This is a genomic window from Streptomyces sp. RLB3-17 (assembly GCF_007113425.2).
GTDB classification, from domain to species: Bacteria; Actinomycetota; Actinomycetes; order Streptomycetales; family Streptomycetaceae; genus Streptomyces; species Streptomyces mirabilis_D.
This window is the reverse complement of the sequence record NZ_CP041610.2, coordinates 10,623,921-10,636,675: the sequence shown is the minus strand read 5'-3', so window position 1 is coordinate 10,636,675 and position 12,755 is coordinate 10,623,921. Positions and strand designations below refer to the sequence as shown.

The window sequence follows — 12,755 nt, the reverse complement described above, 5'->3', positions numbered from 1 at the left end:
TGCCGCCACCGGTACTCCGGTGCCGTTCGGCACTCCGATGCAGTCCGGCACTCCGGTGCCGTCGGTCCCCGCTGCACCCACGGCCCGTCCGACAGGGCCCGGGGCGGTGGCAGTGTCGCCTGCCCCCTCGGCGCCGCCGACACCCGCGCAGCCCAGCCACCCGCCTGTGTCCCCGACCTCCTCCGGCGGCGGCCCAAGCCTGAATGAGGAGGAGAAGTACTGGACAGCCACCCGCATGGACAACGCGGTCCCGATCGACAGCCCGCCCGGCCGGACCCCCGCGGCCTCGGCGCCCCTCATCGGCCCGCGCAGCACGCCCCCGGCCGGCACGCCCCGTCCCGAGCACTTCGGCGGCCACCCGATGGTGGGCACGTTCTTCTACGACGGCAGGCCCTTGGGCGGCAAGAGCACGTACTGCACGGGCAGCGTGGTGCACACGGCCGCCCATGACATCGTCCTGACCGCCGGGCACTGCGGCCGCGGTCTGCAGAGGGCCACCCACCGCATCTTCGTGCCGCAGTACCGCGACGGTCTGTCCGCCGCGAACCAACCGCGCGGCGTCTTCCCGGTCTCGCAGATGTACATCGATCCGCGCTACGCGGCCAACACCAAGAAGCCCACCTCCGACCTGGACCTGGCCTTCGCGCAGGTCGGTCCCAACAGCCGGGGCAAAGTGGAGGACGTGACGGGCGCTCTGACGTTCACCCCCACCACCAAATTCACCCACAAGGTCACGGTCATCGGGTATCCCAGCTCCGAAGGCGTCAATGCGAAGCATCAGGCGATCCGCTGCCCCGTCACCACCTCGCGCCTGCCCGGCTACCGGCAGGTGCGCATGGCCTGCACCGGCTTCTACGGAGGGGTCTCCGGCGGCCCGTGGATCGAGGACTACGACCGCACCACCGGCACCGGCAAGGTCGTCGGCAACACCGGCGGGTACAACGGAGGTGGCAACGACGCCAACGACGACTGGGTGACGTACGCGCCCATCTACGGCAAGGACGCCAAGGCCCTGTTCAACGAAGCCGCCGCCCATCGCACGGTGGGCGCGAGACCGCCCTACCAACCGTCGACGGACAGACCGCTCCTGCCCGGCTCGGCGGGCACCTGGCAGCACACCGGGCTCCTGGCCTCCGGCAACTTCCGCCACACCGGGCACAGCGACATGATCGTGGTGTGGACCGACGGCGAGGTCACGCTCCGCCCCGGCAACGGACAGGGCGGTCTCGACCCCGAGCGGCACCTGTGGCATCCAACAGCACCTGGACACACGCGCGAACCATCACGGTCGGCGACTTCACCGGATCCAACCAGTTCGACCTGATGGTGTGCTGGTTCGACGGCGAGACCACCATGTACACCGACATCGGCGCCACCCGGCCCGGGACCGAGCGTCGTCCGTGACGGGTCACTTCACGAAGCGGTACTTCACGTGGGTGGCGAGGGGTGTGTCGACCACCCTGACCGGCTCAAGGTTCCGCCGCCCGGCGCCCAGTCCCTCGAAGAGGCGCAGTCCCTCTCCGAGGAGCACGGGCACCACGTGCAGCTGCAACTCGTCGATGAGCCCCTCCCTGAGGTACTGCTGCACCGTGCTCGCCCCGCCCGCGATGTCGACGTTCCTGTCCCCGGCGGCAGCCTTCGCCTGGTCGAGGGCGCTGTGGATGCCGTCGGTGACGAAGGTGAAAGTGGTGCCGCCCTCCTTGACCAGGGCCGGCCGGGGACGGTGGGTGAGCACGAAGACCGGGGTCCTGAACGGCGGGTTGTCACCCCAGAACTCCTCGCCCGTGTCGTACATCATCCGCCCCATGACCACCGCTCCGGTGGCATCGAACCACTCGCGCATCAGCGCGGAGTCGCGGTTCTCCTCCCCGCCGGTCATGCCCTGACGCTGCCGCCAGCTCGCCAGGTTGTGGATCCACTCGAAGAGCGGCTCGGCGCCATCGCCTCCCGGGTTGTCGATGGCGACGTCGGTGCCGGCGATGCACCCGTCGAGGGAGATGGCCATGTCCGCGGTTACGGTCACGATGGGTTGCTCCTGAAGTCCTGGGATGTGCTGCCTCTACTCTCACGTCGATCGGGATCCGGAGTATTCGACATGCCCGGCGACACTCGACAGCTCCGCCCGCCAGAGGGTGCGATCCGGACGGTTGAACGCCAGGTCGGATTCCCGCCAGCTTCCGACACGGGTGCCAGCAATGCTCAACCCCATGAATCGACTTGAAGGAAACGTGGCCTTGATCACGGGCGGCAGCCGGGGTATCGGTGCCGCTGTGGCACTACGCCTGGCCGAAGAAGGCGCCGACCTCGTCCTGACCTATGAGAACAACGCGGAACGCGCCGGCGAGGTCGTGGAGCAGATCAAGGCCAGAGGACGCCGAGCCCTTGCCGTCCAAGCCGACAGCGCGGTCCCTGAAGCACTCACCGCCGCGGTCGACGAGGCCGCCGCGACGTTCGGCAGACTCGACATCCTGGTCAATAACGCCGGGGTCTTCCTCGTCGGCCCACTTGAAGACCTGAGGTCGGCAGAGATCGACCGCACTCTGGCGGTGAACGTCCGGGCGCCGTTCGCTGCGTCCCAGGCCGCAGTGCGTCATATGGACCAGGGCGGCCGGATCATCAGCATCGGCAGCAATGTCGCCGAGCGTGCGGTCTTCCCCGGACTGGCGCTGTACGCGATGAGCAAGACGGCTCTGGTCGGGATGACGAAGGGCCTGGCCCGGGAACTCGGCCCGCGGGGAGTCACCGTCAATCTGGTGCACCCCGGGCCCACCGACACGGACGCCAACCCCGCCGACGGGCCGAACGCCGAGATGATCGCCGGCTTCACCGCTGTCGGCCGCTATGCGGAAGCGGCCGAGATCGCGGCCACCGTCGCCCACCTGGCAAGCGCGGACGGCGCCTACATCACCGGAGCGTCGATCCACGTCGACGGCGGCTTCACCGCCTGACACGCGAGCTCTACTCCGCGACCAACTCTTCGCCGACCGCGGCTACGACCACGACGCCCACCGCGTCCGGGTCCGCGCCCATGACGTCGTGCCGGCCATCGCCCGTCGCGACACGCGCCACGACGCCGGGCTGGACATCCAAGAAACGCTCCTCGAACGGGCCTGCCGCCTCATCGCCCACCGACACCTGTCAGGGTTCCGTTACGTACCCTTCTGTCCATTGGTCCTCGTCGATCGCTGCCTCTTCGATGTAGAAGCAGTTGGGCTCGTCCGTAAAACCGGGGAGCCTCCGGGCCCGTTCGATGCGTTTCTGCGCGGCCTCGCGGCTCGAATAGGTGCCGAGGTGTTTGACGTCGTCGCCGGCTTCTTCGTCGGACCAGAAGTCATCGGGGTTTGCGAAGTGCCGAATCGCTCCGTCTTCTTCGGCCTGGTGGTGTACGTGCCACAGCAGGTAGACCTTGGCAGGTCCGCTCACTGTGCGACGCCAGTCGGCGCCACCGAGCATCCCGTGTCCGTGCTCACGCGTCGAGTGTCTTCTTCAGCGCGGCCAGACCCTCGGCGTAGATGCCGTGGAACAGGGTGATCGCTTCTTCTTCGCTCGCCCCTGCCGGTGTGAAGGTGCCGGACCACTCCACACGGCTCTGCCCGCCGGACACTTCGTGCACGGTGAGGGTGGAGCGGTAGCCGGTGACGGGGAACGGGGCCTGGAGAATGGAATAGCTGTACGTGCGCGCCTGGTTGTCGAACACTTCGAGGCGTTCGACGATGACGCCGCCTTCCTCGTTCGCGAGGCTGCGGACGCGCCCGCCCTCACTGAGCGTGCTCGTGGGAATGTAGGGCAGCCAGTCGGGCAGGGAGTCGAAGCCGCCGATGAGCTGCCAGACGCGCGCGGCGGGCGCGGGGATGTCGATGGTTGCGGTCGTAGTCGCCATGGTCGTCTCCTGAACGGGTGAGGTAGAGGTCAGGCGCTGGGTACGGGGGCGTCCTGAGCGATCAGCCCCTCCGTGCGCAGAGCCGTCCAGAAGGCAGCCGGGACCTTCTCGCCGCGTGCGGCGACGTCCTCTACGATGCGGCTCGGCCGGGAGGCACCGGGGACGGCCGCGGCGACCGCGGGGTGAGCAAGGGAGAACTGTAGCGCGGCCGCCTTGATGCCGACGCCGTACTGCCCTGCCAGTGCCTTGATGTGCTCCACCTTGGTGATGACCGGGGCGGGGGCCTTCTGGTACTCGAAGTGCTGCCCGCCGGCCAGGACGCCGGAGCTGTACGGTCCGCCGACGACGATGTCCACGTCCTGGGCCTCCGCGGCCGGCAGCAGCCGCTGCAGGGCGCGCTCATGGTCGAGCAGCGTGTAGCGGCCGGCGAGGAGGAACGCGTCCGGCTTCGGCTCGTCGAGGTCCAGCGTCAGCTCCAGGGGCTCGACCCGGTTGACCCCAAGGCCCCAGGCCTTGATGACACCCTCGTCGCGCAGCTTCTGCAGGACCCGGAATGCGCCGGTACGGGCGGTCTCGTACGCGGCGAGCCACTCGTCGCCGTAGAAGTCCTGCGCGACGTCGTGCACCCACACGATGTCGAGGCGGTCTGTGTTCAGCCGCTTGAGGCTGTCCTCGATGGAGCGCAGCGTGGCGTCGGCCGAGTAGTCGTTGACGATCTTGTTGGGGCGTCCGTGTTCGAACAGTCCGCCCTTCTCCCCCAGGTCGCGGGCAGCGGGGTCCTCGATCTCGTCGAGGATGACGCGGCCGACCTTCGTGCTCAGGACGAACTCGTCGCGGGGGCGGCCGGCCAGGGCTTCACCGAGCCGGATCTCGGACAGGCCCGCGCCGTAGAAGGGCGCGGTGTCGAAGTAGCGGATGCCGTTGTCCCAGGCGGCGTCCACGGTGGCCGCGGCCTCCTCGTCGGGTATGGCCCGGAACATGTTGCCCAGCGGTGCGGTGCCGAAGCCCAGGCGACCGGGCAGGAAGGACTTGATGGCCATGGTGCGGATCCTTGCTGTACGAGTTGCGACGGATGTGCTTTATGCGCCGTTCGCGCGGTCCGTCTGTCTGACACCTTCGAGGCTAGGATCTAGACTTGAGACTGTCCAAGACTTACTTGGACACACTTGAGTCCCTAGAGGTCTGACATGCTTGACCTGCGGCAACTCCGCTACTTCGTCGCCGTCGCCGAGACCGAACACGTCGGCCAGGCCGCCGAGCGGCTGCACATGTCCCAGTCACCACTCAGCCGGCAGATCGCGCAACTCGAGCAGAACCTGGGCCTCACCCTGTTCGAGCGGGGTCAGCAGAGAATCCGGCTCACCCGGGACGGCCAGGTGTTCCTGGCCGAAGCCCGTGCGCTACTGCGGCATGCTGATCGTCTGGAGAACCTGGGCCGACGGCTGGGTCGGGGAGAAGAGGGCGGCCTGTGCATCGGCTACGTCGCCGACGCCATGCACACCGGCATCCTGCCCGGCGCACTGCGCGCTCTGCACAACGAACGCCCCGGCATCCACGTCGCGCTGTACAACCTTTCGCCCATCGAGCAGTTTGAGGGCCTGCGGCAGCGCAGCCTCGACATCGCGCTCGTCCATGAGCCTCCGACCACGGATGACCCTGACCTACTGGCCGCACCCCTGCTCGAGGACCCGCTGCTCCTGGCCCTGCCCGCGGGGCATCCACTCGCCGACCAGGAAAAGGTGACTCCCGGGGACCTCGATGGTCAGCCGTGGATCGCAGTCGAGAATGCCCAGGACCCCGCCTGGCGGGACACGTTCGTCGCCACCTGCACGGCAGCCGGCTTCACCCCCGACATCCGCCTCGAAGCCGCCGAGCCACTGACCGCGCTCGGGTTGGTCGCGTCCGGGCTCGGCCTCGCACTCGTGCAGAAGAGCATGGTGCGCGCCACCACTGAGGATGTCGCGGTGCGCGAGCTTCCCTGGCATGACACATGCATCCAGCTGTGGGCCGCATGGCACCGAGTCGACCTGCGGCCCCTGGTGACATCGTTCCGCGCCACAGTCCTGCGCACCAGCAGCACCGCCTAGGGCCTGTCCAACAGCCGCTCGCCCTGGCACAGAGCCGATACCGTGCGGCCATGCCCGACCACGCAGAGCGCCCGCTCCTCTTCCTGGATGTCGATGGAACGCTTCTGCCCTATCGCGGAGCGCGGCTCCCCTCGACCCCTCAAGGATGGGAGGAGTGGCAGGACGTATCGAATCCTCAGCTGGCGAAGATCGACCTCGGACACGGTCCGCGTCTGCTCGCGCTGCCCTGCGTTCTGATGTGGGCCACCGCATGGATGGAAAGTGCCAACGAGGTGATAGCTCCGCTGCTCGGTCTGCCTGAGCTTCCGGTGGCCGACTTGCCAGACGCGCCGCAGGAGTACGAGGTCGGCGTGCTGAACTGGAAGACCCAAGCCCTCGTCCAAGCCGCAGCGGGGCGCCCGTTCATCTGGGTCGACGACTCGATCACCGAGCTCGATCAGACATGGGTGTCAACACGCCATCGCGGGCACGCGCTTCTCCATCGTGTCGATTCCACGATCGGCCTGATCGATACGGACTTTGCGGTCATCGACAACTGGCTGCGAGACCGGCGCACTCAGGCTCAGCAGCGGGAGGATGGGCAGGGAGAGCAGCAGGGATAGAACGGGCTCCGCCCTTTCGGCGTCGTCGCCCGGTACCAGCCGGGAAGGTTACGCGCCCGGTTTCTCCGGCCGGGCTTCTCGACCACCTGGCTGAGATAAGGCCGTTCGGATCACCCTCACCGTGACGCCGATCCGAACGGCCGCAAAGCGGGCCGGCGCTTCAGCTGATGCGAGCTCCCGTGCCGCTGACACGGACGCGCGCGTCACCCGCGCGCAGCATCACCGTGAGTTCGCCGGGGCGGCCCAGGTCCTCGCCCTGATGCAGGGTGAGGACGGCGTCCTCGGGGACCAGGCCGAGTTCACGGGCGTACGCCCCGAACGCGGCGGCCGCGGCGCCGGTTGCCGGGTCCTCGACGACGCCGCCGACGGGGAACGGGTCACGGACATGGAAGACGGTGGCCGACTCCCGCCACACCAACTGGACCGTGGTCAGGTCCAAGCGGTGCATCAGGGCTTCGAGGCGCGCGAAGTCGTACGCCAGATCTGCGAGGCGCGCGCGTGTCGCCGCCGCGAGAACGAGATGGCGGGCACCGGCGAACGCGATACGGGGCGGGAAGGCGGGGTCGAGATCGGCGGCCGGCCAGCCGAGCGCGGCGAGTGCCTCCGTGAGGTCGGCGTCGGCGATCTCCTCGATGTGCGGCTCGACACTGGTGAGAGTGGCCCTGACGGTCCCGCCCTCCTCGGCCACCTCCACCGGCACGGCGCCGACGCGCGTCGCGAACACCAGCTCCCCGGGGCCTATCCGCTCGGCGAGCGCGACGGCGGTCGCGACGGTGGCGTGCCCGCAGAACGGCACCTCGGCCTTGGGGCTGAAGTAACGGATGCTGTACGCCCGTCCCTCCTGGCCGCCGAGGCCCTCCGGGGGCGCGGTCAGGAACGCGGACTCCGAGTATCCGAGGTCGGCGGCGATGGCCAGCATGTCATTGTCGTCCAGGGCGGTGGCATCCAGCACGACACCGGCGGGGTTTCCACCGTCAGGGGCACTGGAGAAGGCGGTGTATCGCAGTACCTCGGGTCGCGGCGCATTCGTCGTCATGCTTGCGGCAACGCGGGGCGTGCTCGCGGCTATTCCTGGACGCGAGTGGAGGCGAGCATGGGCCCCTGCGGGGAGCCGCACATCGATACATGGCCGTGAATTGGTCCCCGAGCGGTTCGGTCAGCCATGAGGGAAACGGGGGCACAGGTCTCCCCGGTGATCACAGAGCGTCGCAACTCCGCGATCACCAGGGGCGAAGCCGTTCTGTCACCGAGGTACCCCACCGCCCCGATCCGCGCGGTCTCTTAGATGGTGACGCAGATGTTGTCCTCGATGGTGCGGCCGTCGCGCTCCAGGCCGCCGCAGACGAGACGGTTGGACTGCTCGTAGCCCACCGTCCACTTGTGGGACGCGGCGCTGACTCGAGGAGAGCGGAATTCACCCCAGTAGGCACGCAGAGTCCCAGGCAGGCCGTCCTTGGTGTAGACGGTGATGTCCTGGACGAACTTGTTCTGATGTGCGGTCATGACGCAGATGTACGTGCCGCAGTGGGAATCGACTCCGCGCGTCGCCGCGCCGGCCGGCACTGCGGCTGCGAGAGGGGCGACGGAAAGCGCCGCCGCGAGGATGAGGCCGAAGCGAGTGATCTTCACGCCCGGCCCAACGCCCGAAACAGCCGGCAGACACGCAAACATCACCCTCCGGCTCGCTGTGGCACCGCCGACTGCGGTCGTTCCCACATAGAGGCGGCCCCGCTCAAGCTCGCCACGTCAGTCTTTCGCCGGCATCGGCAGGCCTCTCACCCCTCCAGGTCCGCCGCCAACTCCGCCCTCCAGTGCGCGGACATCCGCCGGCTCAGGATCGTCGCGGCAGCCGCCGGCGCCCCCGCATGGACGAACTCGCGCAGTGCGCGAGCCGCCTCCACGCGCAGGGCCCACGCGCTGAAATCGGACTGGGTCACGGGGTCGTTGTCGTCGCGCCAGGCGCGCTGCCCGCTCACCCTCTGCCGGGCCGCCCACGCCTCGGCGGTGAGAGTACGTATACGCAGGTCAAGGAGGCTGTCCGGGGTGAGGTCGACCGTCTCGCCGAAAGAGGTGCGGGCCAACGCGTCGCTCACTTCGTCGTACACGTCGAACCGGGTCTCCGCCGCCAGTCGCCTCAACTGAGCGGCCATCGCCGTACGCAGCCGGGCCGGCGGTGTCCGTTCGATCAGTGCGGCCAAGTCGAAGTCCCGGACTGTGCCGACGTACTGGCCGGCGGCCCTGTCGACGTCCTCCAGCACGGGCAGGAGCAGAGCGCTCGTCAGCTCCGCGTCCGTATCGTCGTCCGGCCGGTACGTGATGCCGAACTCCTCCTCCAGTCCGGCCAGGAAGCGGGCGTACGCCGCCGTCGACCCGGGCCAGAGGTCACCGCCGCCCTCGCGCGGCGACAGGACATGACGCACGTCCTCCGGCCCCGGTACGCCGTCCTCGGCGACCGTGACCTGGACCTCCGGCCCCCGTCTGGTCAGGGCGACCGCGCGCGTGCCCGCGGACACTCTGCGCAGCACCTCAGGGCGGGCGAACTGGGCGGCGCCACCCTCCTGGGTCGCGTACGCCCATCCGCCGACGCTGCCCGCGCGAACCATCGGACGGTACGCCGCCCACGTCGAGTCCGCCGCCTTCCGGGCCCGGGCGCGCGTACGCGGGCGGACGGTGTCGGGGATCGCGCCCAGCCTTCGCAGCAGTTCGGCCGGCGTGAGGTGCTCCGCGAAGACGACGTCGGGCTGGTTCGGCGGGGGCGGTGACGGGATCCTGTGCCGGACCAACGCGAGGTACGCGCCGCTCGACCGGCCCACCGGAACGAGCGGCTCTGAGGGAGCCGGCGGCTCCGGCTCCGGTTCGGCGGACTCGGCGGCAAGTGCGAGCGGGGAGACCGGGTCGGGGACGGCGGTCGTCTCGGCCTCCCACAGCAGGGCGCCCTCGTACGCCAGCGGTATCCGGCCGTCGAACGGGCGGCCCCTTTCCAGGGCGTCCGCGAGGTCGGCGAGTGCGTGGCGCAGGGACGCCCATCCCGTGAAGGAGGGCGTGTCCTCGTCGAAGTAGCGGCCGAGACGGCCCCAGTTGCGGCCGGGGTGACAGGAGAGGAACAGGCCGTCGGAGGACTGCCAACCGATGCCAAGGGTGACGAGCAGCCAGTCGTGATGCCAGTACGTGGCAAGCTCGTCGTCGTCGCCCTCCTCGCCATCCTCGTCGAGGGCTTCGTCGTCCGGGACGTCCGCGCCGATGCCGCGCAGGAACGAGGTGCTCTTGACGATGTCGGCGACGCAGGACAGCGGGCCGTAATGTGTCAACACGGGCGCCCCCGGCTGGAGTTCCACACCGTCGTGGCAGCTCAACGAGGCCACCAGGTCGGAGTGGAACCGGACCCCGAGCGCGCGCTCGGCAGCCCTGATGTCCGACGGCGCCGCCGGCGGCCGCAACAGGGCGTGGCTGACGGGCGCGTGCCGCAACAGCCACGCGTCGATACGGCCCCACGAGTCCTCAACGGCGGGAATACTCATGATCGGACCATAAGCGCCGCCACTGACAACGGGCCCGGGCAAGGCGGCGGACAGCCTTCCAACGGGGCAGGTAGACAACCTGCCATCGTGTCCCTGCGCCTTTTCCACAGTCCCGGCCGCTGAGGTGGCATTCCTCGGCTGGTGCAAGCCGTTGCGCACCACCACCGGCTGTCCCTGCTCGTCAGCAGTGTGGCGGGGACCTCAGATCCGTCTCACTCGTGGACCAGTCTCGATGTGTCTCATGACCTTGGCCCGACGAAGACGTCGACGGTGTCGCCGGGGACGAGGTTGGTGGCCGCCGAGACGAAGGCGACGCGGCGGGCGTCCAGTCGTGGTTCGGGTCCAGCTGGTCCGCCGTCTCGAAGGCGACATGGCGTCCGTCGGCGCTGAGCGACGCCATCAGGCGTCCTCGAGGAGACCTCGTCCAAGAGGTCCCATACGTGGCCGAAAACCTACGCCCGGTCCGTTGCAACTGGCGTGCGTCGGCCGGGCGTTCCGGGTCGCCGTCCAGAGCGCACGCTCAATCCGGTCGGCGTCCGGGGGTGACGCCCGAGTCGGGCGTTGGTCAGTCGGATTGTTCGGGCCCCGTGGACGGGGTGCTTTCGGCCGGCCCCCCGAAGTCCGGGCTGGTGAAGTCCGGGCTGGTGAAGCTCGGGCGCGGGCCGGCCGCGGGTCCGCCGTCGGGGCTGCTGAACCCCGGCCGGTCGTAGCCGAGGTGCGGCATGCGGCCGGTGGTCGGTGTCGGTGACGGACGGGTCAGTGCCGCCGAGCCCGGATCGGCGAGGGCCTCCCGGAGGAACGGCATGATGCCGCGCTCCAGCAGGGCCTCGCGCCAGGCTTCCCTGGCCCGGGCCACCTCCGCGTCGAGCTCGCCGGGCGCTCCGGCCCGGAGCGAGGACGAGCCGTTGCGCAGAGCGGTGAGCAGCAGCCCGACCGCGGCGACCAGGATCGCGGCCGCCGTGACCGCGCCGAAGACCCACCCGGCGGTCAGCAGGGTCTGGGCGAACGCCAGCTCGGGGGTGAGGACCTTCAGGACGAATCCCACGAGCAGGAAGATCGCCGCGGCTGTTCCGGCCAGGACGGGCGCGAGCACCGCGACGACGGCGATCGCGCCCGCTCCGGCGGTCTCGTCGTGCTCTCCCATGGTGGCGGCGAGCCCCATCGCGCCCGCGCCGGGCTCCGCGGAGCCGGAGGCGGAGCCGGACGCGTCGGCGGACGACCGGGGGGACGGCGCCCGGCGGCTCAGTTCCTCGCGGACATTGGCATAGTGCGCGTACTCGGTCGCCGCGGCCGCCGTGATGAGTGCGGTGGCGTTGACCGCCATCGTGCGCAGCTGTTCGGCATTGAGCCGCCGGCCGACAGCGGCGAGTTCCGGGCGGTGTGGGGCGGAGCGCAGCGCCTCATCGAGGATCCGCTCGTATTCCTGGCGGTCCTCGCTCAGCAGGTGCTGCGGAATCGGGTCCTGCCACCGCGAGCGGTGTTCCCGGCGGTCCTCGCCCGGCTCGCGGTGCGGCAGACCGGCGCCCTCGCGCCCGGGGCGTCCCTCCTCTCGCGCCCGTGGTCGCGCGCTCGGTGTGTGCGGCGGCGGGACGGGGCTGCTCGTGCGGTCGGTGAGCTGTGCTCTCGTCTCCCCTTGCGACTCATTCCGCACGGATGCGTCGGACGCCTTCGCCGGGTGTGGCCGGATGCCCAGGACAGAAGTCAGCAGACGGCGCGCAAGGGGAGGTCGACGAGGGCTCGCGACGCCGCTCGGCCTTGCCGCAGCGCGGTTCGTGCCGGCTCGGGTTCCTTCGGGCGGTTCGGAAGTGCTGGAGGGCGAAGGAGTTGGCGAGATGACGGTCCGCGCCCCGGTGTCGACCGGCCTGAACGACCCGGTGGGCGGCCGAAAGCCTGGTGACCGGCGCGAGATGACCGCCAGGACGCGGCCGGCGAAGGATTCAGCGGCCGGCGTCATACCTGCCCCCCTGCGTCTGATGATCCCTGTGGCGCGGTGATGCCTGTGTCCGGCTGCGCACTGTCTGCGGGAGGACCTGCTGCCTGCGGCCGGAGAGGAACACCGTTGGCGTGGCCGTAACCGTACGCCTGCTGCGCTTGCCCCTGTAGGGCTTGCTGCTGTGCCTCCTCGGCCACACCGCCCAAGGCGGCCCGGCCGGCGCTCTTGACCGCCAGTGGCACCAGCGTGGCGAGTTGCTGAACAGCTGACAGTGCCCCTAAGCCGACCATATAGGCCACGAGCGGGTTCACACTGTGCGGGTAGGTCGCCGCGAGGGCGCCGGTCGGGGCCCCACTCACGAACAACCGCAGCACCGCGGCGACGCAATAGCCCGGCCAGCCGGGCGCGGGCAACTGCTCCTCGCCCGGCCGCACATCGGGCCGACGCCGAGGAGGCTCGATCGTGTCCGGCTGCACGTTCCATGGCATCTTGCGGTGCCACTTGACGGACTTGATGACGTCGACGGCCTCCATGGTGGCACCACCAGCCACCCCCACCCACGCGGCCATCAACCAGTCCATGAGCTGAGATTAGAAGGCCGCACAGTGTCAGGGAACGACCTCGCAATATTCGCCCCAGTCACACGGCATCTTCACCCTGTGTGATCACAAGGGGCAGCGGCCTCGGCGCGCGCCGCCAAGGAATACGCCGGCGCAACGCCCTCATCGCTGAGAT

General features: G+C 69.6%; 14 protein-coding genes. 4 read left to right on the top strand and 10 right to left on the bottom strand.

From position 1 onward, the window contains the following. Positions 1-235 precede the first annotated feature (235 nt). The gene (locus FNV62_RS47930; protein ID WP_143656606.1) at positions 236-1,324 is read left to right on the top strand and encodes a trypsin-like serine peptidase; all 1,089 of its coding nucleotides are present in this window, start codon (positions 236-238) and stop codon (positions 1,322-1,324) included. 84 nt (positions 1,325-1,408) lie between these two features. Here the strand turns inward: FNV62_RS47930 and FNV62_RS47925 are convergent, their stop codons facing one another. Further along, on the bottom strand, positions 1,409-2,023 hold the full coding sequence (locus FNV62_RS47925; RefSeq protein ID WP_143604360.1) for a dihydrofolate reductase family protein: 615 nt from the start codon (positions 2,021-2,023) through the stop codon (positions 1,409-1,411). A gap of 184 nt (positions 2,024-2,207) precedes the next feature. Between FNV62_RS47925 and FNV62_RS47920 the strand changes: the two genes are divergently transcribed. Beyond that, positions 2,208-2,948: an SDR family NAD(P)-dependent oxidoreductase gene (locus tag FNV62_RS47920; RefSeq protein WP_205522479.1), complete on the top strand. Its 741-nt coding sequence runs from the start codon at positions 2,208-2,210 to the stop codon at positions 2,946-2,948. Between the two features lie 10 nt (positions 2,949-2,958). On the opposite strand, the gene FNV62_RS58215 is transcribed toward FNV62_RS47920, so the two are convergent. From FNV62_RS58215 to FNV62_RS47905, 4 genes are read right to left on the bottom strand one after another with little or no spacing between them, the layout of a single operon-like run. Beyond that, entirely contained in the window at positions 2,959-3,090 is a 132-nt protein-coding gene (locus FNV62_RS58215; protein ID WP_382148763.1) for a hypothetical protein, read from the bottom strand. A gap of 48 nt (positions 3,091-3,138) precedes the next feature. After that, on the bottom strand, positions 3,139-3,453 hold the full coding sequence (locus FNV62_RS47915) for a hypothetical protein (protein ID WP_143629727.1): 315 nt from the start codon (positions 3,451-3,453) through the stop codon (positions 3,139-3,141). Between the two features lie 13 nt (positions 3,454-3,466). Continuing rightward, on the bottom strand, positions 3,467-3,880 hold the full coding sequence (locus FNV62_RS47910; protein WP_143629725.1) for an SRPBCC family protein: 414 nt from the start codon (positions 3,878-3,880) through the stop codon (positions 3,467-3,469). Positions 3,881-3,909: 29 nt separating this feature from the next. Further along, positions 3,910-4,920 (bottom strand): aldo/keto reductase, encoded by a 1,011-nt coding sequence (locus tag FNV62_RS47905; RefSeq protein ID WP_060899495.1) that lies wholly within the window; start codon positions 4,918-4,920, stop codon positions 3,910-3,912. 147 nt (positions 4,921-5,067) lie between these two features. On the opposite strand from FNV62_RS47905, the gene FNV62_RS47900 reads away from it, so the two are divergent. Together FNV62_RS47900 and FNV62_RS47895 are read left to right on the top strand one after the other, a co-directional pair. Next, positions 5,068-5,967, top strand: coding sequence for a LysR substrate-binding domain-containing protein (locus FNV62_RS47900; protein WP_143604357.1), 900 nt, complete (start codon positions 5,068-5,070; stop codon positions 5,965-5,967). 50 nt (positions 5,968-6,017) lie between these two features. Next, complete coding sequence (locus FNV62_RS47895) at positions 6,018-6,569, top strand: hypothetical protein (RefSeq protein ID WP_143629723.1); 552 nt, start codon at positions 6,018-6,020, stop codon at positions 6,567-6,569. Between the two features lie 160 nt (positions 6,570-6,729). Here the strand turns inward: FNV62_RS47895 and FNV62_RS47890 are convergent, their stop codons facing one another. The 5 genes from FNV62_RS47890 to FNV62_RS47870 form a co-directional block, all read right to left on the bottom strand. Further along, a complete protein-coding gene (locus FNV62_RS47890; protein ID WP_143604355.1) occupies positions 6,730-7,605 on the bottom strand; it encodes a PhzF family phenazine biosynthesis protein in 876 nt (291 codons plus the stop codon). A gap of 245 nt (positions 7,606-7,850) precedes the next feature. Next, a complete protein-coding gene (locus FNV62_RS56360; RefSeq protein ID WP_225900651.1) occupies positions 7,851-8,072 on the bottom strand; it encodes a hypothetical protein in 222 nt (73 codons plus the stop codon). A gap of 272 nt (positions 8,073-8,344) precedes the next feature. Further along, complete coding sequence (locus tag FNV62_RS47880; protein ID WP_143629721.1) at positions 8,345-10,087, bottom strand: hypothetical protein; 1,743 nt, start codon at positions 10,085-10,087, stop codon at positions 8,345-8,347. A 565-nt stretch (positions 10,088-10,652) separates the two neighbouring features. Continuing rightward, a complete protein-coding gene (locus FNV62_RS47875) occupies positions 10,653-11,543 on the bottom strand; it encodes a hypothetical protein (RefSeq protein ID WP_143652402.1) in 891 nt (296 codons plus the stop codon). A 494-nt stretch (positions 11,544-12,037) separates the two neighbouring features. Then, positions 12,038-12,601: a hypothetical protein gene (locus FNV62_RS47870; protein ID WP_143629719.1), complete on the bottom strand. Its 564-nt coding sequence runs from the start codon at positions 12,599-12,601 to the stop codon at positions 12,038-12,040. Positions 12,602-12,755 lie beyond the last annotated feature (154 nt).

Coding starts and splice junctions, on each gene's coding strand:
- FNV62_RS47920 (WP_205522479.1), top strand. CDS start 2,208: ATGAATCGACTTGAAGGAAACGTGGCCTTGATCACGGGCGGCAGCCGG.
- FNV62_RS47870 (WP_143629719.1), bottom strand. CDS start 12,601: ATGGACTGGTTGATGGCCGCGTGGGTGGGGGTGGCTGGTGGTGCCACC.
- FNV62_RS47915 (WP_143629727.1), bottom strand. CDS start 3,453: ATGCTCGGTGGCGCCGACTGGCGTCGCACAGTGAGCGGACCTGCCAAG.
- FNV62_RS47895 (WP_143629723.1), top strand. CDS start 6,018: ATGCCCGACCACGCAGAGCGCCCGCTCCTCTTCCTGGATGTCGATGGA.
- FNV62_RS47905 (WP_060899495.1), bottom strand. CDS start 4,920: ATGGCCATCAAGTCCTTCCTGCCCGGTCGCCTGGGCTTCGGCACCGCA.
- FNV62_RS47890 (WP_143604355.1), bottom strand. CDS start 7,605: ATGACGACGAATGCGCCGCGACCCGAGGTACTGCGATACACCGCCTTC.
- FNV62_RS47900 (WP_143604357.1), top strand. CDS start 5,068: ATGCTTGACCTGCGGCAACTCCGCTACTTCGTCGCCGTCGCCGAGACC.
- FNV62_RS47880 (WP_143629721.1), bottom strand. CDS start 10,087: ATGAGTATTCCCGCCGTTGAGGACTCGTGGGGCCGTATCGACGCGTGG.
- FNV62_RS47910 (WP_143629725.1), bottom strand. CDS start 3,880: ATGGCGACTACGACCGCAACCATCGACATCCCCGCGCCCGCCGCGCGC.
- FNV62_RS56360 (WP_225900651.1), bottom strand. CDS start 8,072: ATGACCGCACATCAGAACAAGTTCGTCCAGGACATCACCGTCTACACC.
- FNV62_RS47930 (WP_143656606.1), top strand. CDS start 236: ATGGACAACGCGGTCCCGATCGACAGCCCGCCCGGCCGGACCCCCGCG.